This window comes from Pseudonocardia bannensis (assembly GCF_012911875.1).
GTDB classification, from domain to species: Bacteria; Actinomycetota; Actinomycetes; order Mycobacteriales; family Pseudonocardiaceae; genus Pseudonocardia; species Pseudonocardia bannensis.
In genome coordinates, this window is the sequence record NZ_JAAXKZ010000013.1 from 1 (window position 1) to 22,231 (window position 22,231).

The window sequence follows — 22,231 nt, forward strand, 5'->3', positions numbered from 1 at the left end:
GTGGTGGGGGCCGCGGTGGTGGTCCGTGGGGCCGCCGAGGTGGTGGGCGCGGCCGTCGGGATCGGCGCCGCAGGTGTCGGAGCCGGGGCGGCTGCCGGGGTGTCGGAGGACGTGCGCGCCACTCCGATGACGACGCCCGCCCCCACCACCAGTAGCGCGATGAGCGCCAGCAGCACGATCATCCGGCGGTTGCGACGCGGGCGGGGCGCCGCGGCCGCAGGCACGGGCCCGCCCCCACCTCCGGCCGGCGGCGGACCGGTGAAGGCAGCGGCCGGGAGCTGGACCTCGGAGAGCGTGCGCGGGCCTTGCGTGACGGCCGCGGGCGCCGCGGCGCCCGCGCCCACCGAGAGCACCGCGGTACCGGTGACGCTGCCGGCGCCCTCCGGAACCGCGACCGCCGGGGTCCGCCCGGCCGCCACGGCGGCCAGCGCGTCGCGTGCCTGCGAGGCCGTCGGGCGCTCCTCGGGTTCGTTGCTGAGCAGCCGCATGAGCAGGGCGGTCAGCGGGCCGGCCTCGGTGGGCGGGCGCACGGCACCGGTGGCCACCTTGTGCAGCAGGGCGTAGGCGTTGTCGTCGAGGCCGAACGGCGGCTGGCCCTCGACGGCCGCGTAGAGCGTCGCGCCCAGCGCGAACACGTCGGACGCACTGGTCGGCTCCTGCCCGCGGGCCACCTCGGGGGCGAGGAAGGCCGGCGTCCCCGCGATCATCCCGGTCCGAGTGAGCTGCACGTCGTCGACCGCGCGGGACACCCCGAAGTCGGTGATCTTGGCCCGGCCGTCCTCGGCGATCAGCACATTGCCCGGCTTGATGTCGCGGTGCACCACGCCGGCGGCGTGCGCTGCGGCCAGCCCGTCGGCGACCTGCTGGCCGATGGCGGCAGCCTCCCGCGGGGCCATCGGCCCCTTCTCCCCGAGCACTGCGGCCAGCGAGCGCGACGGCAGGTACTCCATGACCAGCCACGGCCGCTCGTCGTGGACGACCACGTCGAACATGCTGATGACGTGGGCGTGCTGGAGTCGCGCGCCGATCCGGCCCTCCCGCAGGATCCGCTGCCGGGACTCCTCGACAGCGTCGGCCGCTCCGGCCGCCGACACCGCGGCCGCCAGCAGCTCCTTGATCGCGACGGTGCGGTTCAGCAGCTCGTCGGTGCCGCGCCACACCGCGCCCATGGCGCCGGCGCCGATGCGTTCATCGAGCCGGTAACGGTTCCCGATCCGGAGGGACTCGGAATCGGACGGGCTCATGAAACTCCAGCGTAGGGATCGCAGGGTGAACTCGGGGCACCGGCGGACCCATCCTATCGATCGGCCAGGTGTCCCCCGGTCCAGTGGCCGGGGCGGCGCTGATCACCCGTTGACGCCGCGGTCCGTGCCGGGCCGACCTGGGATGATGTTGCCGTACCCCGGCCCCGGACGGAAGTCACGACGCTCAGCGGGGCAGGCCGAGCTTTTTCGAGCACGCCGGCCACGAGCCGTAGCCGCCCCGGTCGTCGCGTACCCGGGTGGCCACCGCGATCTGCTGCTCCCGGGTCGCCTCGTCGGCGCGCGGCGCGAACTCGGTCCCGCCGTACCCCCGCCAGGTGGCGTCGTCGAACTGCAGGCCGCCGTAGTAGCCGTTGCCCGTGTTGATGGACCAGTCGCCGCTGGACTCACACCGGGCCAGGCGGTCCCAGACCGGTTCGGCGGTGGGTCCGGGTCCCGGAACGGCTTCGGGCTCGGGGCTGGTCTCGGGCTCATCGTCGGGCTCGCTCCTGGGCTCGTCCGTGGTCCTGAACCCGGGCTCGGACCCGGACCGAAGCTCGATCACCGACTCGGGTGATGGGGACGGGGTCGGGACCGATCGCGGGGTGGCTCCCGGCGTGCCCGTGGCCGCCGCAGCGGTGGGCGGTACGCCCCGGTGCGGGCTGCCGGAGGCCGCGCCGTCGACCGCCTCCCCCGGCGGCCCGTACCCGGCAGTGACGTCGTCCAGGACCAGTACCCAGTCCTGCCCGCTCGCGCCCCCGGGTGGCGCGAACACCGCGCGGCCGCTGCTGCCCAGCGGCTCCAGTTCTGTCACCTCGCCGGTCCGCGGGTCGAACCAGGACGGCCGCAGGGTCGCGCCGGACAGCGCGTCCAGGTCCACCTCGACCTCCCGGCCACCGGCGGTGTAGGCCATCAGGAAGGAGCCGTCGGCCGCGATCGTCGCCGCGATCCGGTCGGGCCCGCTGCCCACGTCGCCGGGCAGCACGCCCCGGCCGGGGTCCGCGCGCTGGTACGGCCGGGAGTGCAGCAGAGCCCGCAGGTGGCGCATCTGCTCCGCCGCGGGATCGTCGAGTGCCGCGGTCCAACCCTGCGGGGCATCGGTACCGAACTGCCGGACGGCGTCGTGGCCGTAGCTGTGCCCCGCGGCGCCGCCCAGGACCGCCCAGTAGGCATCGCGGCGCGCGTCGAGCGCGGTCGCGTGACCGCGCGGCGGGTCGTCCCGGCAGTAGGAACGGCCGGCGTGGATCGGCTCGCCGTCGAGGAACGGCTTGGCCGGCTCGGCGGCGCGGGTGGCCTCGATGAGCTCCCGGCGCTGCCCGTAGCGCAGGCAGTGGCCGCCGTGCAGCAGATGGAAGCCCAGCCAGTCCTCGGTGGCGAACCAGTCGGCCGAGGTCTGGCCGGCCCGGGGGAAGTAGCTGATCAGGGCGCTGCTGCCGCCTTCGCGGATGCCCGCTGCCAGTTCCCGCCAGACGTCCTCGGCGCCGTCGGCCGGAGCGTCCCCACCCATGATCCAGACCACCGGGGCGTCGGCGTAGCGCTCACCGAGGAAAACACCGTAGGACCGGGCGTTGGATTCCGTCACGAGGCTGCCCACGAGCGCGTCCGCCCATACCGGCAGCAGCGCGACACGCAGCCCGCGCTCGGCGGCCGCGGCGAGAACGACGTCGACGTGATCCCAGTAGTCGTACTGCCCGTCGTCGTCCACATCGGCGCCGTCGGTGACCGGCAGCCGGCCGAGGTGGCCCTCGAAGGGCCGGTCGCCGTAACGGTTCGCCCCCGTGCCCCGGACATGCGGGAAGATCAGCGCTGCCTGGATCACCGTGAACCCCTGGGCGGCCCGGGTGTCCAGGTAGTGGAGGGCCTCCGCCCGGTCGAGGTCGGTGAACAGGCTCCAGGCCGTGTCCGCGAGCCAGAAGAACGGCGTGCCGTCCGGGAGCGCGAAGTAGCGGCCGTCCACCGTGAGCGGCGGCAGCATCCCGGGCGGGCATGCCTGGTCGGTGTCCCCCGCACCGGCACTCCCGCCGGCCGGTGCGGCGGCACCGGCGGCACGATCCTCGGGTGGCGCGGCGGTGCATCCGGCGACCTCGGCGAGCGGGGTCACGGAGGGCACTCGCAGGTACCCGCCCAGCACCACGGCCACCAGCACGAGAGCCGTGCCGGCCACCATCGCGGTCACGACATGGCGCGGCAGAACCCGGTCGACAGAGCGCACGTCCCACCTCGCGCCCCGCCGGGGGGCGGGGCATCGGCGGATCGCCGGCCGGGTCGCCGGGCGCTCCCGTCGCGCCGCGGCGCCGTCTCCCGGACCGGCGATCCTGAGCGGCGGCACCGTCGACCGGTCAGGGGCGCCACCGCGGCTGGACGCCCACGCTCGCAGGGCGCCCGCCCGGCCCGGGCCCGTTCCAGGACACGGGTTGCGATGGTGAACGCCCCGCACAGCAGAAGAGCCGCTCTCCGCCAGGACGTGACGGGAGAGCGGCTCCTGCGATCAGCCGGACGAACCGGCGGGTCAGCGCTGGATGGACTTCACCTCGAGGAACTCCTCCAGACCGTATCGTCCGAGCTCGCGGCCGTTGCCGGACTGCTTGTAGCCGCCGAACGGTGCCATCGGGTTGAACGCGCCGCCGTTGACGTCGACCTGGCCGGTGCGCAGCCGCCGGGCGACCGCGATCGCGTGGTCCTGCTCGCCGAACACGGCACCGGCGAGCCCGTAGATCGTCGAGTTCGCGATCTCGACGGCCTCGTCCTCGGTCGAGTACGGGATCACCGACAGCACCGGGCCGAAGATCTCCTCCTGCGCGATGACGGCATCCGGCGCGACGTTGCCGAAGATCGTCGGACGGACGTACGCACCGCGGTCGAGGCCCTCGACCGAGCCGGGCCCGCCGAACGCGACGGTCGCGCCGTCGGCCACGCCGCGCTCGATGTAGGCGTTCACCCGCTCCTGCTGGGCGACCGAGGACATCGGCCCGATCCGGGTGGCCTCGTCGGTCGGGTCGCCGACGGTGTACTTCGCCGCGGCCGCCGCGGCCAGCTCCAGTGCCTCGTCGTGCTTCGCGGCCGGCACCAGCATCCGGGTCCACGCGGTACAGGTCTGGCCGCCGTTGATCCAGGCGTTGGCCAGTCCGACCTTGACCGCCTTGGCCAGGTCGGCGTCCTCCAGGACCACGTTGGCCGACTTGCCGCCCAGCTCCAGGGCGACCCGTTTGACGGTGTCGGAGGCGACGACGGAGACCCGCTTGCCCGCCCGGGTGGAACCGGTGAAGGACACCATGTCCACATCCGGGTGGGCGGCGATCGCCTCGCCGACCACCGGGCCGGTGCCGTGCACGACGTTGAACGCGCCCGCCGGCAGGCCCGCCTCGGCGGCGACCTCGGCCAGGACGGCCGCGGTCAGCGGGGCGATCTCCGTGGGCTTGAGCACGATGGTGTTGCCGGCCAGCAGCGCGGGCGCGACCTTGGCGACGATCTGGTGCAGCGGGTAGTTCCACGGCGTGATCGCGCCGACGACGCCGATCGGCTCACGCATGACCAGCGAGTTGCCGATCTCCTCGGTCCACGGGAAGTCGGGGGCGAGCGACGCGACGCCCGCCGACGTGGCCACCGGCATGGTCGCCTGCACCTTGCGCGCGAACGTGATGGGCGAGCCCATCTCGGCGGTGATCGAGGCCGCGATGTCCGCGGCGCGGGCCTTGAGGCCGTCGGAGATCCGCTGGACCACAGCGGCGCGCTCGGTGATGTCGGTCGTCGACCAGGCGGGGAACGCCGCCTTCGCCGCGGCGACGGCCCGGTCGACGTCGGCGGGGGTACCCGCAGGAACCGCCGCGACGGCCTCGCCGGTGGCGGGGTTGATCACCTCGATGCGGTCCGCGCCACCGGCGACGGCCTCGCCGCCGATCCAGTGCCCGGGTTCAGTGGTCGTGGGAGTCGTGGGGGCAGCCATCGGGCCATCCTCACACGTCGCGGCGTCACGTTGGTGTCGCATGTCCGGGAACCGCGACTCCGGCATCCGGTTGCCATGGCATCTCTCCCCGCCGGCGGTACCGCTTCCCCCACAGGACCCGCAGCTCGAGGCGTTGTTCATCGCCTCGGGGCGGCCATCTGCCCCGCAGCTACGCCGAGGGAGTGACAGGGAATTCGTTGACAGCTTTCCGGGGGTCCCGAGGCGCACCATTGACGGACCGTCGCGGAACGGAGGAAAAACCGAATGAAAATTGCGGACATCCTCGACGCCAAGGGTCGAACGGTGCATACCGCGCTGCCGTGGATCACCGTTGCGGAAGCGGTCGCACGGCTCAACAGACACCGAATCGGCGCTCTGCTGGCGTGCGACGCCGATCGCAAGATCTGCGGGATCCTCTCCGAGCGCGACATCATGCGCGGGCTGGGCCGGTACGGCAGCGAACTGCTCGACATGAAGATCGACGACGTGATGACCCACCACCCGGCCACCGTCAGCCCCGAGGAGACGGTCGCGCAGGCCATGGCCCAGATGACCCGGGGCCGCTATCGGCATCTTCCGGTCGTCGACCAGGGGGCGGTGGTCGGCATCGTGAGCATCGGGGACCTCGTGAAGCACCGGGTCAAGGAGATGGAGTTGGAGACGGGCGTCCTCCGCGACGCCGTCATCGCCCGCTACTGACGGCCCCTTCACGGCGGCGGCCCGCGTCAACCCTGAATGCAGCAAGGTGGCCTTGCTCCGAACCAGTCGGAGCAAGGCCACCTTGCTGCGTCGAATGTGCCGGGATCCGGCGACGGGGCTCAGTCGAACTGCGGGTCCTCGGTGCGGGTCCGCTTCAGCTCGAAGAAGTGCGGGTTCTCGGCCAGCAGCCGCGCCCCGTCGAACAGCCGCCCCGCCTGCTCCCCCGTGGGGACCTTGGAGATGACCGGGCCGAAGAAGGCGACGCCGTCGACGTGGATGGTCGGGGTACCGACGTCGAGGCCGACCGGGTCCATGCCGCGGTGGTGGCTCGCCTTGAGCTCCTCGTCGAAATCGGTGCTCCGGGCGGCGTCGGCGAGCGACGCGGGCAGATCGAGCTCGGCCAGCGCCTCCTTGACGACGACGTCGAAGTCCTTGTTGCCACCGTTGTGGATGCGGGTACCCAGCGCCGTGTACAGCGGCTCGAGGACTTCCTGGCCGTGCTGACGGGCGGCGGCGATGCAGACCCGGACCGGGCCCCATGCCTTCTCCATCAGCGCCCGGTAGTTCTCCGGGAGGTCACGGCCCTCGTTCAGCACGGCAAGGCTCATGACATGGAAGTTCAGCTCGATATCGCGCACCTCGCGGACCTCGAGGATCCAGCGCGAGGTCAGCCAGGCCCAGGGACACAGCGGGTCGAACCACAGGTCGACGCGGGCGCGTGCCGTCTCGGTGCTGGTCACGGGTTCTCCGATCATGGTCGTGCGGCGGTTTCGTGAGCGTTCCTACGATGGTCAACAACACCGCCGGACGCACTGTTCCCGCAGCGCGCCCCGGCCTGCTGCACTTTTTCGCGGCGCCCGCCGCGCCCACGTGGTTGGATCGACTGCCTTCGTGCTGGTGAACCGCTCGCGAACCGGCACAGAGCAGCATCGAGCCGCACTGCCAAGGAGTACTGAGGAGATTCGTGGCCCCGCCCAACCTGACCCGTACCGATGCCGAGCGGCGCGCCGCGCTCCTCGAGGTCGCCGACTACGACGTCGACCTCGACCTCACCGACGGCGACGGCAAGCCCGGTGACGCCACCTTCGCGACGACGACGACCGTCCGCTTCAGCTGCCGGGAACCGGGCGCCGACAGCTGGATCGACTTCGTCGGTGCCGGTGTCGAGTCCGCCACGCTCAACGGCGCCCCCCTGGACGTCTCCGGCTACCGGGAGGAGGACGGCATCGCGCTGCCCGGTCTCGCCGCGCAGAACGAGCTGACGGTCGTCGCCACCGGGCGGTACATGAACACCGGCGAGGGCCTGCACCGCTTCGTCGACCCGGTCGACGGCGGTGTCTACCTCTACAGCCAGTTCGAGACCGCCGACGCCAAGCGCATGTTCGTCTGCTTCGACCAGCCCGACCTCAAGGCGCGCTACCAGCTGAACGTGACCGCGCCGGCGGACTGGAAGGTCGTCTCGAACGCCGTCATCGAGCAGACCGAGCCGGCCGAGGCCGGTGCCGCCCGGCACCGTTTCGCCACCACCGAGATCATGTCCACCTACCTGGTGGCGCTGATCGCCGGCCCGTACAGCGAGTGGCGCGACGAGCATGACGGCATCCCGCTCGGCCTCTACTGCCGCGCCTCGCTGGCCGAGCACATGGACGCCGAGCGGCTGTTCACCGAGACCAAGCAAGGGTTCGACTTCTACCATCGCAACTTCGGTGTCCGGTACCCGTTCGGCAAGTACGACCAGCTGTTCGTGCCGGAGTTCAACGCCGGTGCGATGGAGAACGCGGGCGCGGTGACGTTCCTGGAGGACTACGTCTTCCGGTCGCGGGTCACCCGGTTCCTGTACGAGCGCCGCGCCGAGACCGTGCTGCACGAGATGGCGCACATGTGGTTCGGCGACCTGGTCACCATGCGCTGGTGGGACGACCTGTGGCTGAACGAGTCGTTCGCGACCTGGGCGTCGGTGTACTGCCAGGCCGAGGCGACCGAGTACACGCAGGCCTGGACGACGTTCGCCAACGTCGAGAAGTCCTGGGCATACCGCCAGGACCAGCTGCCCTCGACACACCCCATCGCCGCCGACATCCCGGACCTGCAGGCCGTCGAGGTCAACTTCGACGGGATCACCTACGCCAAGGGCGCGTCGGTCCTCAAGCAGCTCGTCGCCTACGTCGGCATCGAGCCGTTCCTGGCGGGGCTGCGCAGCTACTTCGCCGCGCACGCGTGGGGCAATGCGACGTTCGCCGACCTGATCGGCGCGCTCGAGGAGGCCTCGGGCCGCGACCTGTCGGACTGGGGCGCGCAGTGGCTCAAGACCACCGGGCTGAACATGCTGCGGCCCTCCTTCGAGGTCGACGACGAGGGCCGGTTCACCCGGTTCGAGGTCGTGCAGGGCGGAGCGCGGCCGGGCGCCGGTGAGCTGCGCACGCACCGGATCGCGGTCGGGATCTACGACGACGAGGCCGGCGAGAACGGGGACGAGATCCACGCCGGTTCGAAGCTCGTGCGCACGCACCGGGTCGAGGTCGACATCAGCGGCGAGCGCACCGAGGTCGGAGAGCTCGTCGGGGTGCCGCGGGGCAAGCTCATCCTGGTCAACGACGACGACCTCACCTACTGCGCGCTGCGCCTCGACCCGGACTCGCTCGCGGTGCTGGTCGACCGGATCGGCGACATCGCCGATCCGCTGCCCCGGACGCTGTGCTGGTCGGCGGCCTGGGAGATGACCCGGGAGGCCGAGCTCAAGGCCCGCGACTTCACCGCCCTGGTGGCGGGTGGTTTCGGTGCGGAGAGCGAGGTCGGCGTCGTGCAGCGGCTGCTGCTGCAGACGCAGACCGCGATCGGGTCCTACGCCGACGAGCAGTGGGCCGCCGAGCGGGGCTGGCCGCTGCTGACCGACGCGCTGCGGTTCCGGCTGGACACCGCGCCGCCCGGCTCGGATGCCCAGCTCACCACGGTCAACGCGCTGGCGGGCAGCGTCCTGGATCGGTCCATGCTGGACCGGATGAAGGGCTGGCTGCTCGACGTGGATGTGCCCGAGGGGCTGACCGTCGACACCGACCTGCGCTGGCGGCTGCTGCAGGCCCTCGCGGCGCACGGTGCCGCGACCGAGACCGAGATCAACGAGGAGTTGCAGCGCGATCCGACGGCGACCGGGCAGCGGCAGGCCGAGCGGGCCCGCGCGTTGATCCCGACCCCGGAGGCGAAGGCCCGGGCCTGGGACCGCGCGGTGCACGACGACGACCTGCCGAACGCGGTGAACGAAGCGATCATCTCCGGGTTCAGCCACCCGTCGCAGCGGGCCCTGCTGGCGCCGTACGTCGAGCGCTACTTCGCCGAGGTGGCCGACGTGTGGAACCGGCGGACCAGTGAGCGGGCACAGTCCGTGGTCCTGGGGCTGTTCCCGTCGTGGGCGGTGGACAAGGCGACGGTCGACGCCGCTGACGCCTGGCTGGCCGACGAGTCGCGGCCGCCGGCGCTGCGCCGGCTGGTGTCCGAGGGCCGGGCCGGGATCGTGCGGGCACTCGCCGCCCGGGAGTTCGACCGCTCGTAACGGTGTCGGCGCTCGTGCGCGGTATCGGCTGCGGTCGATACCGCGCACGAGGTGCGGGTGGACAGCCGCCCGGCCGCGCAGCCTGCGCCCGCGCACCGGCCGCGCGGACGGCGGTCCCGGCCGGCGGGGCCGCCGTGATCAGCGGCCGTCCCCGCCTCGCACCGGCTGCGCGTCCGGCCGCCGCTGCGACGGGACGACGGGCTCCGCCGGCGGGGCGGCGGGCCGCGGTGGCCCGCCCGCGGATCCCCCGCGGGGCGGCGGGGGCGGGGCCTGCCCGGGCCGCGCCGGGCCCGGCCGCAGCGGCACGTCCGTCCGCCGTGTCGGCGGGCCCGCCACGACGCGCGGGCCCGGCGCTGCTCCCCGGGGCGGGGCGGGTCGGCCGGGCACCGGCGGGACCTGCGCGCGCCCACCACCGAGCTCGGCGGCCAGCGCGGCGTTGGCCGCACCGCTGCGGTGCATCTTCTGCCAGCGCAGCCGCACGCCCCCGACGGCGGTCGCCGCCGACCGGACCAGCACCGCGTACATGAGCTGGCGGTAGGCCACCTGCTGCAGCGGCAGGACCAGCAGCCCGCGCGGTGACTCCCGGTCCAGCCCGAACGCGAGCGCGGCCACCCCGAACTGAACGATCAGTACGCTCCCCCAGCCCACCAGCGTCGCCAGCGGGTCCAGGTACAGCAGCCCGTAGATCAGCAACACGTCGATCAGCGGCGCCAGCAGCGGCAGGGCCACCTGGAACAGGGCGAGATGGGCGAGGGCCAGGCGGCCGAAGTGCCCGCCGTCGCCGCCGGCGAGCGCGGAGCGCCGGTGCTTCCACATCGACTGCATGGTCCCGTAGCTCCACCGGTAGCGCTGTCGCCACAGCTGGGACATCGTCGCCGGCGCCTCGGTCCAGGCGATGGCGCGCTCCTCGTAGACCACCCGCCACCCGGCCGCGCACACCGCCATCGTCAGGTCGGTGTCCTCGGCCAGGGTGTCGTCGCTCAGCCCGCCGACCTCGCGCAGCGCCGAACGCCGGAACGCCCCGACCGCGCCCGGAACGGTCGGCATGCACCGCAACAGGTCGTAGGCGCGGCGGTCGAGGTTGAACCCGATGACGTACTCGATGTGCTGCAGCTTCGCGACCAGGCCGGTGCGGTTGGCGATCTTGGCGTTGCCCGCGACGGCGCCCACCTCGGGGTCGGCGAAGGGCTGGACGAGGTGCCGCACGGTCGTGGGTTCGAAGACGGTGTCCCCGTCCATCATCACGATGATGTCGTGCCGGGCGTACGCGATGCCGGTGTTGAGCGCCGCGGGCTTGCCCGCGTTGCGCTGGCGGATGACCCGGACCCCCGGCAGACCGAGACCCTCGACGATGTCGGCGGTGCCGTCGGTCGAGCCGTCGTCGACCACCACGATCTCGATCGGATGATCGCTGGCAAGCAGCGACCGGACCGTCGAGGCGATGCACTCCCGCTCGTTGTAGGCGGGCACGACGACCGAGACGGGCCCGGTGACCGGCCGGCCCCAGGACCATCGGTCGGGCCGGCGCTGCCGCCTGTGCCGCACCGCGAGCACGATCACCACGAGCAGCCGCAGGAAGATCAGGACGACGGCGACGATCAGCAGCCACCCGAGCCCGTCGACGACGGTGGTGGCGATACCCACCGCCGTCAGCAGGACGGCCCCCTCCTGCCGGTGCGCCTGCGTCGCGGGCTGGTTGGCCGGCGGCAGACCCATCCCCTGGGTCACCGTGGTGAACCGGTAGCCGCGCTGCTGCAGTTCCGGGATCAACCGGTCCAGCGCGGCGACGGTCTGCTCCCGGTCGCCGCCCCCGTCGTGCAGCAGCACGATCCCGCCACGCCCGTTCTCGGGGACGGAGCTTCTGACGATCTTGTCGACGCCCGCTCGTTCCCAGTCCCGGCTGTCCACGTCGCTCAGCACCGTCAGCTGCCCGACCTCGGCCAACTGGCGGATGGTGTCCAACTGCGTGTTCGTGAGCGAGGACGCGCCTGACGAGTAGGGCGGGCGGCTGAGGTAGGTCGTCTCCCCGATCGCGCCGGCCAGCACCAGCTGAGTCTGCGCCATCTCGCGCTGGACGGTCTCGGCGGGCACCGTCGCCAGGTCCACGTGGCTGAACGTGTGCAGCCCGACCTCGGCCCCGGCATCGCGCATCTGCCGCACGACATCCGGGTACTGCGCGACCTGCGAGCCGACGACGAAGAAGGTCCCCGGCACGCCGTGTTTCTGCAGCACCCGGAGCACCTCGGGGCTCCATCGCGGATCCGGGCCGTCATCGAAGGTCAGGGCGACGGTGCGGTCCGGCATGCCGGCGGAACGCAGCCGGCCATCGGCGGCGTCGATGACCGGGCCACCGGAGCGGATCTCGCCGGGGACGGCGTCGAACGCCGGATCCTGTGGGACGGCCTCCGCATCGACGCCGATCGTCGCGCGCACGAAGCCGTCCACCATCAGGATCGAGACGAAACCGGCGAGCAGCAGGGCGACGACGATCCAGGCGGGACGCGGGATGCGGACCCTGGGGATTCGAGCTGCCACGGATCAGGACCCGGTCGGGGCGCCCGCCCCGTCCATCGACTCTCCGCCGGCCTGCGGCCGGCTTCCGGTCGGCCCGTCCGGGCTGGTCCCCCCGGTGGTCGGCCGCGACGTCGGCGACGTGGTATCCGGGGTCGTCGGAGCCGGCGTGGTCGCCGGGGGCGCCACGCTCGTGGGAGCGGCCGGGACCGCCGCAGCCGGTGTCGGAGCAGGCCGCGGCGATGCGGCGACCGGGGCCGGGGTACGGGTGGCGGCCGCGGTCCTCCTCGGCTTCGCCCGGGTGACGGCGTCGGCCGACTTGGTCGCCTCGGACTCGTCGGCCGGCGCGGGCTCGGGGCTGGCTGCGGCAGGCAACAGGCCGTCCACACCCCCGAGCAGCGGGTTCACCGATCCGCGGGCGAGGCTCAGCCCGGCCAGCACCATGTACACCGCGCACACCGCCGCGACCGCGTAGCTGATCAGGACGAGGCGCCGGCGGCGCCGACCGCTGTCGTCGACGAAGACCGGCGGCACGCGAGCGCCCGCGATCGCCGTCGTCGGGGAGTCGAGGTCCGTCGCGGACGGTCCGAGGACCGCCGTCGGGGAGTCGATTGCCGTCGTCGGCGAGTCATCGGTCACGAGGAAGCCGTCCTTACCTGTGGTTCCCCCGTCTCGGCACGCCCTGCGACAACCGGCTGCCATAGACGGAGAACGCGTTTCCCGGTGACGGAGGAGCTGGGGGTCGCACCACAGGGCTTGTCGAACGCCAGGCCCGCGCGTTACACGTTCGAGTGACAATCTGGCTCGCAAATCTCACTCTACGTGCCTAAAGGGACGTACCGCCCTCCTCGTTCGGCGGCATCACCGCTCATGGCCACCCCCTGGGCCGGCTCGGCCCTGACGCTGCGGGGGAGGCTGGCCCGGTTCTCTACGAGCGTGCCGTGGCGGATCTCCGTGGCTGGATTGCCCCGCCAGCACGCGCCGGGCGCGACCTCCTCGCCCTTCATCAGGAACGAGTCCGCGTCGATCACCGCCCCGGAACCCAGCGTTGTGCCGTAATGCACGAACGCCTTGACACCGAGGGTGCTGCGGGGCCCGATCACGATGCGGTCGGACTTGAAGGTGCCGTCCTCCATCGAATGGCACTGCACGACCGAACCCGCGTTCAGGTTGCAGTCGTCCCCGATGGTGACGAGGGACTTCTCCGGCATGCCCGTCCCGTCGTCGAAGACGCGGCGGCCCATCCGCACGCCCAGCAACCGCCACAGCACCGGCTTGAACGGGGTGCCGTTGAACAGCGCGAGGGCGCCGGACGCACTCAGCTTCCAGAACCGTTCGTGCCACCAGAAGTAGGGCTCGTAGATCGAGCAGAACCGCGGCCGGAGCGCACGGAAGCCGGCGACGCCGCGTTCCTGGAGCACCGCGAACGTGATCGCGAACAGCGTCATCGCGAGGATGCCGACGGCGATGACCACCTCGCCGAACCGGTCGTAGTAGTCCATCGCGATCAGGCCGATCAGGCTGACGCCGTAGACGTTGAGCCACCCGAGGAACAGCGCGAGCAGGATCGTCGCGATGTTGTAGCGGTTCTTGGCCGCGAGCCGGCGGCGGAACTCCTCGCCGGTCTTGAGGTGGTCGAACCGGGTGTCGCGCTGGACGGTCCGCGGGATCTCGAAGGCCGGCGAGCCGAGCAGGCCGACGTCGCGCCGGACGGGTCCGTCGATGGGGATCATGACCTTCGTCCCGAGCAGGCAGTTGTCACCGGTCCGGCCGCGGGAGGGATAGGCGATGTCGTTGCCGAGGAAGCTGTGCGACCCCAGCGACGTCCGCCGGACGCGGAAGGAGGTGTTCGAGTAGTCGGCGTTGAGGAACGTGAGCCCGTCGGAGACCATCGTTCCGCGACCGACGGCGGACAGGTACGGGATGTCGTGACGGACCTGCATCCCGAAGTTGGAGCCGGTCTGCTCCACGTGCGAGAGGTCGTACCCCACCCCCCGCAGGTACGTCACGATGTAGGAGCTGTCGCCGAACAGGCCCGTGAACATGGCCGAGTTCGTCATCCGCGTGATCACCCGCTGGATGTAATGGCGGAAGCCGTAGAGGCGGTAGACGGTGTCGGGCTGCAGGAACCGGAACAGCACCCGGGGAACCGTGACGATGAACAGCAGGGCCAACAGCACGCCGCCGAAGAACAGGACCGCCGTGTAGACCAGTACCTCCAGGTAGAACGCCCCGGTCGCAGGAGCCTCGTGGCCGGGACCCAGCAGGGTGCGCAACCACGGGATGTCCTCGAGGAGCGTGTACACGACGGCCAGCGCCACCGGGCCCAGCAGCACAACGCTGAGCAGTTGGACCGCACTGAACAGGAACCGGCGCAGCCCGCTGACGCGCAGCCGGCCGACCGCCCGGTAGTCGACCGTGGTCGGCTGGGCCGGCGATCCGTGCCAGCGCTCGCCCGCGGGCACGACCTGGCCTTCGTGCAGCGAGGACGCGTGACCGAGCTGGGACCGGTCACTCATCGTGGCGCCGATGTCGAGGACGGTGTGCTCGCTGACGACCACGTCGCGGCCCAGGGTGACCGGGCCGGTCTGGATCATCCCCCCCTGCGCCCGGTAGCCGCTGAAGAACACCTCCCTGCGGATGACGGTCCCGTCGCCGATGGTCAGCAGGTCGGTGCAGACCGGCACCGTGCGGGAGAGGATCACCACGTCGCGGCCGATCCTGGCGCCGAGCGCCCGCAGGTAGACCAGGTAGAGCGGGGAGCCGGCGAACATTGCCATCGGGTTGGCCCGGATCAGCGTCTTGACGACCCAGAACCGTACGTAGCGCAGGCTCCAGATCGGGATCTCCGTGGGCTTCCACCTCCCGATGAGCAGCCATTTGGCCGCGATCGGCAGACAGCAGTAGGCGACGAATGTCGCGGCCCCGAACCCGACCGAGCGGAGATAGGCGTCGACCCAGCCGGTCGCGGCGGACACCCACAGGAAACCGCGTTCGAGGACGACGGCCGCCAGATAGGTGGAAGCGAGGAACAACATCAGCTGCAACGCGCCGCACATGGCCCACCGGACACCGCGGACGGGTGCCCGCATGCTCCCGCCGCTCACCGCGACCGGGGGCGCCTCGGGCGGGGGCCCGACCGTGCCGAGCGCCGCGGCGAGGCTCCGGACGGTCGGATTGAGGTAGACGTCTCGCATCGACACCGCGGGAAGATCCGCCCGCTTGCGTACCCGGGCGCAGAACCGCGCCAGGAGCAGGGAGCTGGCGCCGAGATCGTCGAAGAAGTGGTCGGTGACGGAGACCTGTTCCAGCCCGAGGGCCGCGGCGAGGGCGTCGGCCAGACCGGCCTCGGCGCCGGTGCCGGGCTCGGCGTAGGTCGTCGACGCAACGGCGGAACGCCGTGCGGTCGGTGGGGGCAGTCTCTTGCGGTCGGCCTTGTCCGAGGTGGTCATCGGAATGGCCTGGAGGTGCTCCAGGTAGGCCGGGACCATGTAGGCCGGCAGACCGGCACGGAGCCGGGCGTAGACGGCGTCGCGGTCGAGCGGGGGGTGGCCGCTGCGCAGGCTGTAGTAGCCGACCAGCTCGACGATGCCGGGCTCGGGTTCGTAGGTGTCGACGACTGCGGCGGCGATGCCGGGCACCTGCAGCAGCACCGACTCGATCTCGGTCAGTTCGATGCGGTAGCCGCGGATCTTGACCTGGGTGTCGATCCGGCCGTGGTACTCGATCTCCCCGGCCGGGGTGACCCGGCCCAGGTCCCCGGTCCGGTAGATCCGCCCCGAGGGGTTGCCCGCGATCCCCAGAAAATCCGGGATGAACGCCTTCGCGGTCAGGTCCTCGCGATTGAGATAGCCGGTGGCCAGCCCGACCCCGGCGATCCCGATCTCCCCGATCTCGCCGTGGGGCAGCGCCCGGTACGGGTCGTCCGGGTCCAGGATGACCGTGGCGTAGGTGGGCAACGGCACCCCGATGGTGACCGGACGGTCCGGATGCACCACGGTCCAGGTCGCCGACACCGTCGCCTCGGTGGGCCCGTAGACGTTGAGGAACCGCCGCCCGGGGCGGTGCCAGCGCGCGATCAGGTCCTGCGGGCAGGCCTCTCCTGAGACGAGCAGGAACCGCAGGTCGGGCAGGTCGTCCTCGATCGTGGCGAGCAGGGTCGGCACGCAGCACATCGCGGTGACCCGCTGCTCGACGAGGAACCTGTGCAGATCCACCCCCAACAGGCTCGAGCCCGCCGGCTTGGGCACCAGCGTCGCGGCGGCCATCCAGGACACCCAGATCTCCTCGACGGAGAAGTCGAACGCGATCGTCATCCCCTGGTACATGCGGTCCTGCGCGCGGACCCCGTACACCTCGGCGGCGACCCGCACGAAGTTGCAGATGCTGGGGTGCCCGATCGCCACCCCCTTCGGCCGGCCGGTGGTGCCCGAGGTGTAGATCAGGTACGCCAGATCGTCGACCGGCTCGCCGCGCTCGGCGTCGGCCAGCCGGCGGTGGTCCTCGCGGCCGATCCGGCCCGCCATGTCGTCGACGCAGACGAGTAGTGCGCGGACCTCGCGCAGGTGGCCCCGCAGGTGCGACAGCGTCAGCACGACCACGGCCCCGGCGTCGGCCACGATGTAGGCCAGCCGGTCCGTCGGGAAGCCCGGGTCCAGCGGCACGTACGCCGCGTTGACCTTCAGCACCGCCAGCATCGCGATGTAGGACTGCACGGGGTCGTCGAACAGCAGTGCCACCCGGTGGCCGCCCCGGATGCCCCGGGCGAGCAGGTGCCGCGCCAGTTGGTTGGCGCGGGCGTCGAGCTCGTCGTAGGTGAGCGCACCGGTGCCCGCGTCGACCGCGAGGGCGTCGCTGCGGCCGTCGGCCCACAACTGATCGCACCGATCCTCGAACAGCCGGTCCAGCCGCTCCCCCGGCCGCCAGCGGACGTCGCCCGGGTCATCGGGGCAGACGAGCAGGAGGTCGGACGGCAACGGGGTGTCGGGCCCCCCGACGGGGAGGTCACCGACGTCCCGCGGATCGACGGTAGTGCTCATCAAGCCGACCGGACCGCAGCGGGCAGGTCCGGGGCGTGCAGGCCGAACACGCTGTGCAGGAGCCGGACCGCGTGCTGAACAGCCGCCACCGGGATGTGGAACGAGACCCGGCTCGGGGTGCTCGTCACCAGCTGCGGCTGGATACCGACGTCCGCCAGGGCGCCCAGGGCGCGCGCCGCCACCTCGGGGCGGCGGCTGATCCCGGTGCTGACGACGCTGACGGTGCCGAGCGCGTTCTGCACCGTCATCCGGGCACCGGTCGCGACGAACGCCGCGGCGACCTCGGTCTCGTCCAGCCCGGGCACGGTGAAATGGACCGCGCCGCCCTGGCGGACGATGGCGCCGAAGGCCGCGCCACGCTGCGCCAGCACGGCCGAGATCGTCGCCGGCGACATGTCACGCACTGTGTAGAGGGCCTCGCGCTCCCGATGCGCGATCCCGGTGATGTCGGATGCCTCGAACATCGGCCTCTCCTCCAGGATCCAGGTGCCGGCATCGGTCGTGAAACTCGATCGCACGTGGATGTCGACGTCGTGGGCCATGGCCAGCTCCACGGCTCGCGGTTGCAGAACACCGGCTCCGGCGGAGGCCAGCTGGAGCATCTCCTCGCGGCTGAGCGCGCTGAGCAGTCGCGCATCCGGGACCACCCGGGGGTCCGCGGTGTACACGCCGGCGACATCGGTGAAGATCTCGCACTCGTGCAGGTCCAGCGCCGCGGCGAGCGCCACGGCGGATGCCTCCGAACCGCGCCGGCCCAGGGTGGTGACATCACCTGTGGGCGAGAGCCCCTGGTAGCCCGTCACGAGCACGATGGCCCCGTCGTCGAGGGCCGAGACGATCCGGTCCGGCCGGATCTCGTGCAGCCGGGCGTTGCCGTGGCTCTCGTCGGTGGCGATCCCCGCCTGGGGGCCCGTCAGGGGGACGGCGTGTACCCCGAGCTCGTGCACGGCGATCGCGGCGAGCGCACACGAGATGCACTCCCCGACCGACAGCAGCGCGTCGAGCTCGCGCAACTGGTCCGTCGACGAGCCCATCGCCGAGAGCACCGCGACGACCCGGTGGCCCTCCCGGTGCGCGGCGACCATGCCCTCGGCGCCGGCCCGCAGCCGCTCCGGATCCGCGACCGACGTGCCACCGAACTTCCACACCACCAGCGGGCGGGAACGGAGGTCTGGCTGACGTGGCATGGTCACGGAACGACCGAGAGAGTCCCGAGCGAGGGCGGCGCGCACTGTTCGAACGCGTCGAGCAGGATTGCGCAGGCCTCGCTGATGACCTCGGCGGTCACGTTGAGCGGCGGCAACATCCGGACGACGCCGTCGTCACGGCCGCCGAGCTCCAAGATGAGACCGTGACGCAGCGCCTGGGTCTGGATGGCCTGCGCCAGCGCGCCGGCCGGTCGACCGTCGAGCGGGTCCGCCAGCTCGACGCCCCACATCAGCCCGCGCCCGCGGACCTCCCGCACCCAGGGGTGGCTACGCAGTTCTCCGAGCAGCTGCTCGAGCTGCTCGCCGCGCGCCCGCACGTTCGCCAGGACGTCGTCGCGGCGCACGATGCGCACCGTCTCCGCCCCCGCGGCGAACGCCAGCTGGTTGCCGCGGAACGTCCCGGTGTGCGCTCCAGGAGCCCAGGCGTCGAGCCGCTCGTCGTAGATGATGATGGCGACGGGAGCGCCGATCCCGCTGAGCGCCTTCGACGCGATGATCACGTCCGGCTCGATGTCGTACTGCTCGAACGCGAACCACGTGCCGGTCCGCCCACACCCGGTCTGCACCTCGTCCACGACCAGCGGTATGTCGAGCTCGCGGGTCAATGCCCGCAGCCGGCGCACGAAATCCGGGCGGGCCGGAATCACCCCGCCCTCACCCTGCACCATTTCCAGCACCACGGCGGCCGGCAACGGGACGCCCCCGTTGGGGTCGCCCAGCGACCGTTCCAGCAGGCCGATGCAGTTGGTCGCGCACAGGTCCGGGTGCAACCCCATCGGGCACCTGCTGCAATAGGAGTACGGGAAGAAGTGCACGCCGGGCACCCCGTTCGCGACCGGCCTCTTGTGGGCCACCAGGCCGGTGAGAGCCATCGCGGCGTGGGTGGTCCCGTGGAATCCGCCTTGGAAAGAGACCACGTCGCCCCGGCCGGTCGCGGTCTTGCAGAGCTTGAGGGCGGCGTCGACGGCGTTCGCCCCCGTCGGCCCACAGAAATGCAGCTTCATCCGGTCCCGCATGGCCGCCGGGAGCATCGACAGCTGCGCCGTGGTGAACGCGTCCTTCGCCGGCGTCGGGAAGTCGAGACCGTGGGTCAGCCGCCCGAGCTGTCCGGTCACGGCCGCCACCAGTTCGGGGTGGTTGTGCCCGAGCGAGAGGACTCCGGCGCCTGTCAGGAAGTCGATGAAGACGTTGCCGTCGAGATCGCGTACGAAGCTGCCGGCGGCCTCGTCGATCGCGATGGGGAGGTGACGTGGGTACACCCGGGCGTTGGACTCGCGGCGGCTCTGGCGCTCGAGGAGTTCAGCGGAGCGAGGTCCCGGTACCGCTCCGTACACGTGGGGCCGGGTGGCCCCACCGAGATGATCGAGAAGGGTCATCCGGACCTCCTGACATGTTGGGTGCGTGCGGGAGCGACTGCGGTGCGCTCCGCGCGTCTCCGGCAGCGGGTGCCGTCAACCTCATCCCCGACCTGCACGGGGGTTGGAGGCGTCTCCCCGACCGGGGAACGGTTGCCGTCCCTACTCGTTCCGGAGAGGCCGCCCTGCTTCCGATAAGCGACTGGGCGGCTCTCACTGTGGACATCGAACAGTTCGATGGTGATGTTTCGCTCATCCGAGATTGACCACTCGAACGGCGCTGATGAGCAAGCGCTCACCCGAACGGGTCAGGAGGCCCGCTCACCGGAACAGACGAGGGATTCTGCACCTACCGCTCCCCGATCAGCGGCCTGTTAACAGCAAATCATGGTCCGAGCGGGTTGTTCCCTTCGCCATCGCAAATAACGCCTCGGAATCGATCCGATACGCAGCGCGAAACGGAACCGCAAATCTATGTCAGGACGCCGTGGCCGGCCTCGCCGGCCGAACGGATTCGCCTTCCGCAGCCCGGCAGTGGCCGCCGTCGGGGAGCGTGACCACGCCGGGGCGGCCCGCGGGACCCCTGGGCGTGTGGAATCCGATCGGGACCCCCACGCGGGCGGTCGGTCCTCGGCCGATGTGCGGTCCGAAGCCCGGGGAGCACGTGTGCCCTCCGCGGCGGATCCGGGCCACCCTGAAAGGCCCGGGTAACCGTCCCGGGCGGCGTCGCATGGACAGGCGGGCGGCCATGACCGAGGTCGGGGACGGGCCCACCCTCCCGGACCTCGCGCCCCGCGCCGGGTCGGAACCGGGGTGGTCTGCGATGGCCGCGTGGAGTCGGGGATGGCCGTACCCGGTGATCCAGCCAGGTGAAGCCCTTCGACGACTCGACGGTCGGGGCGGAGAGCCCGGGAGGGTCTCCGCTCGCGACCTGACCGCCCTGTGGGCGCAGTCGCGGATGCACGATGCCGCGCACCGCCGCGGTGCCTGTGCGCACCCCCCCGTGCGCACAGGCACCTACGGGCCGCCGGGATCCGCCCGCAGAAAGCGTCACCCACACGTCGAGCAATTCCTTTACCGAATGAATTGGACTTCAAGACCGATCCTTGACTTCGTCCAATTCTCCGACGGTGTCGGACTCGTCGCCCGGCCCTGCCTCGTTACCTCATCACCGAAAATTTCCATCGATGGCTGGCGAAGTTCTCACCAGAACGTACATGTCGGCATTTAACGGATCATTTTCGAATAGGCCAACGAGCCCATACCACACATTTCTACAACGCTGTCCGCATCGTCCTGCCACCCTCGGTGTCGTCCCCACGTGGTGCGGTGGCCCAGCACGCCACCGGCCGCAGTGCTCGGGCCACGGCGGGGTTCCTGGACGGCGGCGCGCCGGACGCCCTTGTAACGGCCGTCTGCTTCATGGTCCTCGCCAGTTGCACGCCGGGCCGTCGCCGTGCCCTGGACCGAATCGGTTGCGGCCAACGGGAGGGCAATGGCCTCCTCACCGGCGCCTGTCACCTCACCGGCCGTCAGCGGGCCCGTCACGCACGACTGTGTGACCTTCTACGCCGGCTACGACAACGGCCCGTCCGACAGCGCGGTCATCGCCCACCCCGACAACCGGCACCCCATCGCCGGGGGGCGCCGGCACCATCGAGGACCCTGGCACTCGGGACCGGCGCGAACGTCCGGTCGATGCCCTCGTACCACCCGCGCCGCAGAAGTACTTCGTCATGGAGGACGACTGCGCGACGTGCATCGAGGAGTAGGAAGCGCTCCGCCGCCCGCACCTGGACCTTGGATCTCGGCCACCAGCGACCGCACATTGCTGTAGAGCAATACCGAAGACAGGAGAAGCTCTACATCGGGCACGGTTGCGGAACTGATCAGGGTCCTGCTGAACGGTCACAGCTGGTCGCCGGGGATCGCACGGGGCACCCCGCAGGGCCGAGCGCCTGCCCGGCATCCGGCATCGTCACCAACGGTGGGCACTCCGGTAGAGCGCCACCGCCTCGAGTTGCGAACCGACCTCGAGCTTGGTGAGCACAGCCCGGATCTGGGTCCGGACGGTGGCGAGGGAGACGACGAACTGATCCGCGACCGCCTGGGCGCGGCGGCCGCGCGCCAGCTCGGCGAGCACCTCGCGTTCGCGCTGAGTGAGCCGGTCGAGCTTCTCCGCGATCGCGCTCTTCTCGGCCTCACGATCGTGGTGCAGATCGATGAAATGCTGCCGGCGTGCCTCGCCCATCACCTCACGGCCGGCTGCAGCGTCCCGGACCGCGCGCAGCAGCGTCGGGAAGGGAGCGTTCTTGGGCACCCAGGCCAACGCCCCCGCCTCCAGTGCGGCCCCGATACGGCCGTGGTCGGCGCTGCCGGACAAGACCAGGATCCGCCAGCCCCATGAGCCCAGAGGCTCGACCAGGTCGATCCCGTCGATCCGGTTGCCGTGGCGGTCGCGGCCCAGGTCGAGGTCCAGCAGGGCGAGCCCGGCAGGCAGGGCGGCGGCCTCGGCGAGGATGGCGTCGACGCTCCGGGCACCGCAGTGGTACGCCTGCATGCCCTCGGCACGCAGGCTCAACGCCAGGGACGTCCCGACCAGTTGGTGGTCATCGACGATGAAGACGGGCAGGTCCGAGGCACCGGGTGACGATTCGGTCATGACGTCGATCAGCTGGCGCCGCCAAG

At 71.6% G+C, this 22,231-nt stretch carries 11 protein-coding genes and 2 pseudogenes; 2 read left to right on the forward strand and 11 right to left on the reverse strand.

Annotated features, from left to right (window positions below):
• From HF519_RS05800 to HF519_RS05810, 4 genes and pseudogenes are all read right to left on the reverse strand, one after another.
• On the reverse strand, nt 1-1,244 hold a 1,244-nt coding region (locus HF519_RS05800), incomplete at its 3' end, for a serine/threonine-protein kinase (RefSeq protein WP_169410849.1).
• 184 nt (nt 1,245-1,428) lie between these two features.
• Nucleotides 1,429-1,674, reverse strand: a pseudogene (locus tag HF519_RS33505) (transglycosylase family protein); the annotation flags it as partial.
• Between the two features lie 300 nt (nt 1,675-1,974).
• Nucleotides 1,975-3,408: pseudogene (locus HF519_RS05805) on the reverse strand (glycoside hydrolase family 140 protein); the annotation flags it as partial.
• A gap of 342 nt (nt 3,409-3,750) precedes the next feature.
• The gene (locus HF519_RS05810; protein WP_169410853.1) at nt 3,751-5,184 is read right to left on the reverse strand and encodes an aldehyde dehydrogenase family protein; all 1,434 of its coding nucleotides are present in this window, start codon (nt 5,182-5,184) and stop codon (nt 3,751-3,753) included.
• A gap of 264 nt (nt 5,185-5,448) precedes the next feature.
• Between HF519_RS05810 and HF519_RS05815 the strand changes: the two genes are divergently transcribed.
• Entirely contained in the window at nt 5,449-5,883 is a 435-nt protein-coding gene (locus HF519_RS05815) for a CBS domain-containing protein (protein ID WP_169410855.1), read from the forward strand.
• Between the two features lie 119 nt (nt 5,884-6,002).
• Here HF519_RS05815 and HF519_RS05820 read toward each other — a convergent pair whose 3' ends face one another.
• Complete coding sequence (locus HF519_RS05820; protein WP_169410857.1) at nt 6,003-6,638, reverse strand: mycothiol-dependent nitroreductase Rv2466c family protein; 636 nt, start codon at nt 6,636-6,638, stop codon at nt 6,003-6,005.
• Between the two features lie 209 nt (nt 6,639-6,847).
• Between HF519_RS05820 and pepN the strand changes: the two genes are divergently transcribed.
• Nucleotides 6,848-9,430: an aminopeptidase N gene (gene pepN, locus HF519_RS05825; protein WP_169410859.1), complete on the forward strand. Its 2,583-nt coding sequence runs from the start codon at nt 6,848-6,850 to the stop codon at nt 9,428-9,430.
• A gap of 138 nt (nt 9,431-9,568) precedes the next feature.
• Here the strand turns inward: pepN and HF519_RS05830 are convergent, their stop codons facing one another.
• From HF519_RS05830 to HF519_RS05855, 6 genes are all read right to left on the reverse strand, one after another.
• Nucleotides 9,569-11,965, reverse strand: coding sequence for a bifunctional polysaccharide deacetylase/glycosyltransferase family 2 protein (locus HF519_RS05830; RefSeq protein ID WP_312859925.1), 2,397 nt, complete (start codon nt 11,963-11,965; stop codon nt 9,569-9,571).
• A 3-nt stretch (nt 11,966-11,968) separates the two neighbouring features.
• Nucleotides 11,969-12,580: a hypothetical protein gene (locus HF519_RS05835; RefSeq protein WP_169410861.1), complete on the reverse strand. Its 612-nt coding sequence runs from the start codon at nt 12,578-12,580 to the stop codon at nt 11,969-11,971.
• Between the two features lie 179 nt (nt 12,581-12,759).
• Nucleotides 12,760-16,980 (reverse strand): Pls/PosA family non-ribosomal peptide synthetase, encoded by a 4,221-nt coding sequence (locus tag HF519_RS05840; RefSeq protein ID WP_169410863.1) that lies wholly within the window; start codon nt 16,978-16,980, stop codon nt 12,760-12,762.
• On the reverse strand, nt 16,980-18,167 hold the full coding sequence (locus HF519_RS05845) for an aspartate kinase (protein WP_246242605.1): 1,188 nt from the start codon (nt 18,165-18,167) through the stop codon (nt 16,980-16,982). Before HF519_RS05845 ends, HF519_RS05840 begins: the two co-directional genes overlap by 1 nt.
• Before the next feature lie 2 nt (nt 18,168-18,169).
• Complete coding sequence (locus tag HF519_RS05850; RefSeq protein ID WP_169410867.1) at nt 18,170-19,564, reverse strand: aspartate aminotransferase family protein; 1,395 nt, start codon at nt 19,562-19,564, stop codon at nt 18,170-18,172.
• A gap of 1,957 nt (nt 19,565-21,521) precedes the next feature.
• Entirely contained in the window at nt 21,522-22,205 is a 684-nt protein-coding gene (locus HF519_RS05855) for a response regulator transcription factor (protein WP_169410869.1), read from the reverse strand.
• Between the last annotated feature and the right edge of the window lie 26 nt (nt 22,206-22,231).

Coding starts and splice junctions, on each gene's coding strand:
- HF519_RS05850 (WP_169410867.1), bottom strand. CDS start 19,564: ATGACCCTTCTCGATCATCTCGGTGGGGCCACCCGGCCCCACGTGTAC.
- HF519_RS05820 (WP_169410857.1), bottom strand. CDS start 6,638: ATGATCGGAGAACCCGTGACCAGCACCGAGACGGCACGCGCCCGCGTC.
- HF519_RS05855 (WP_169410869.1), bottom strand. CDS start 22,205: ATGACCGAATCGTCACCCGGTGCCTCGGACCTGCCCGTCTTCATCGTC.
- HF519_RS05845 (WP_246242605.1), bottom strand. CDS start 18,167: ATGCCACGTCAGCCAGACCTCCGTTCCCGCCCGCTGGTGGTGTGGAAG.
- HF519_RS05840 (WP_169410863.1), bottom strand. CDS start 16,980: ATGAGCACTACCGTCGATCCGCGGGACGTCGGTGACCTCCCCGTCGGG.
- HF519_RS05815 (WP_169410855.1), top strand. CDS start 5,449: ATGAAAATTGCGGACATCCTCGACGCCAAGGGTCGAACGGTGCATACC.
- HF519_RS05810 (WP_169410853.1), bottom strand. CDS start 5,184: ATGGCTGCCCCCACGACTCCCACGACCACTGAACCCGGGCACTGGATC.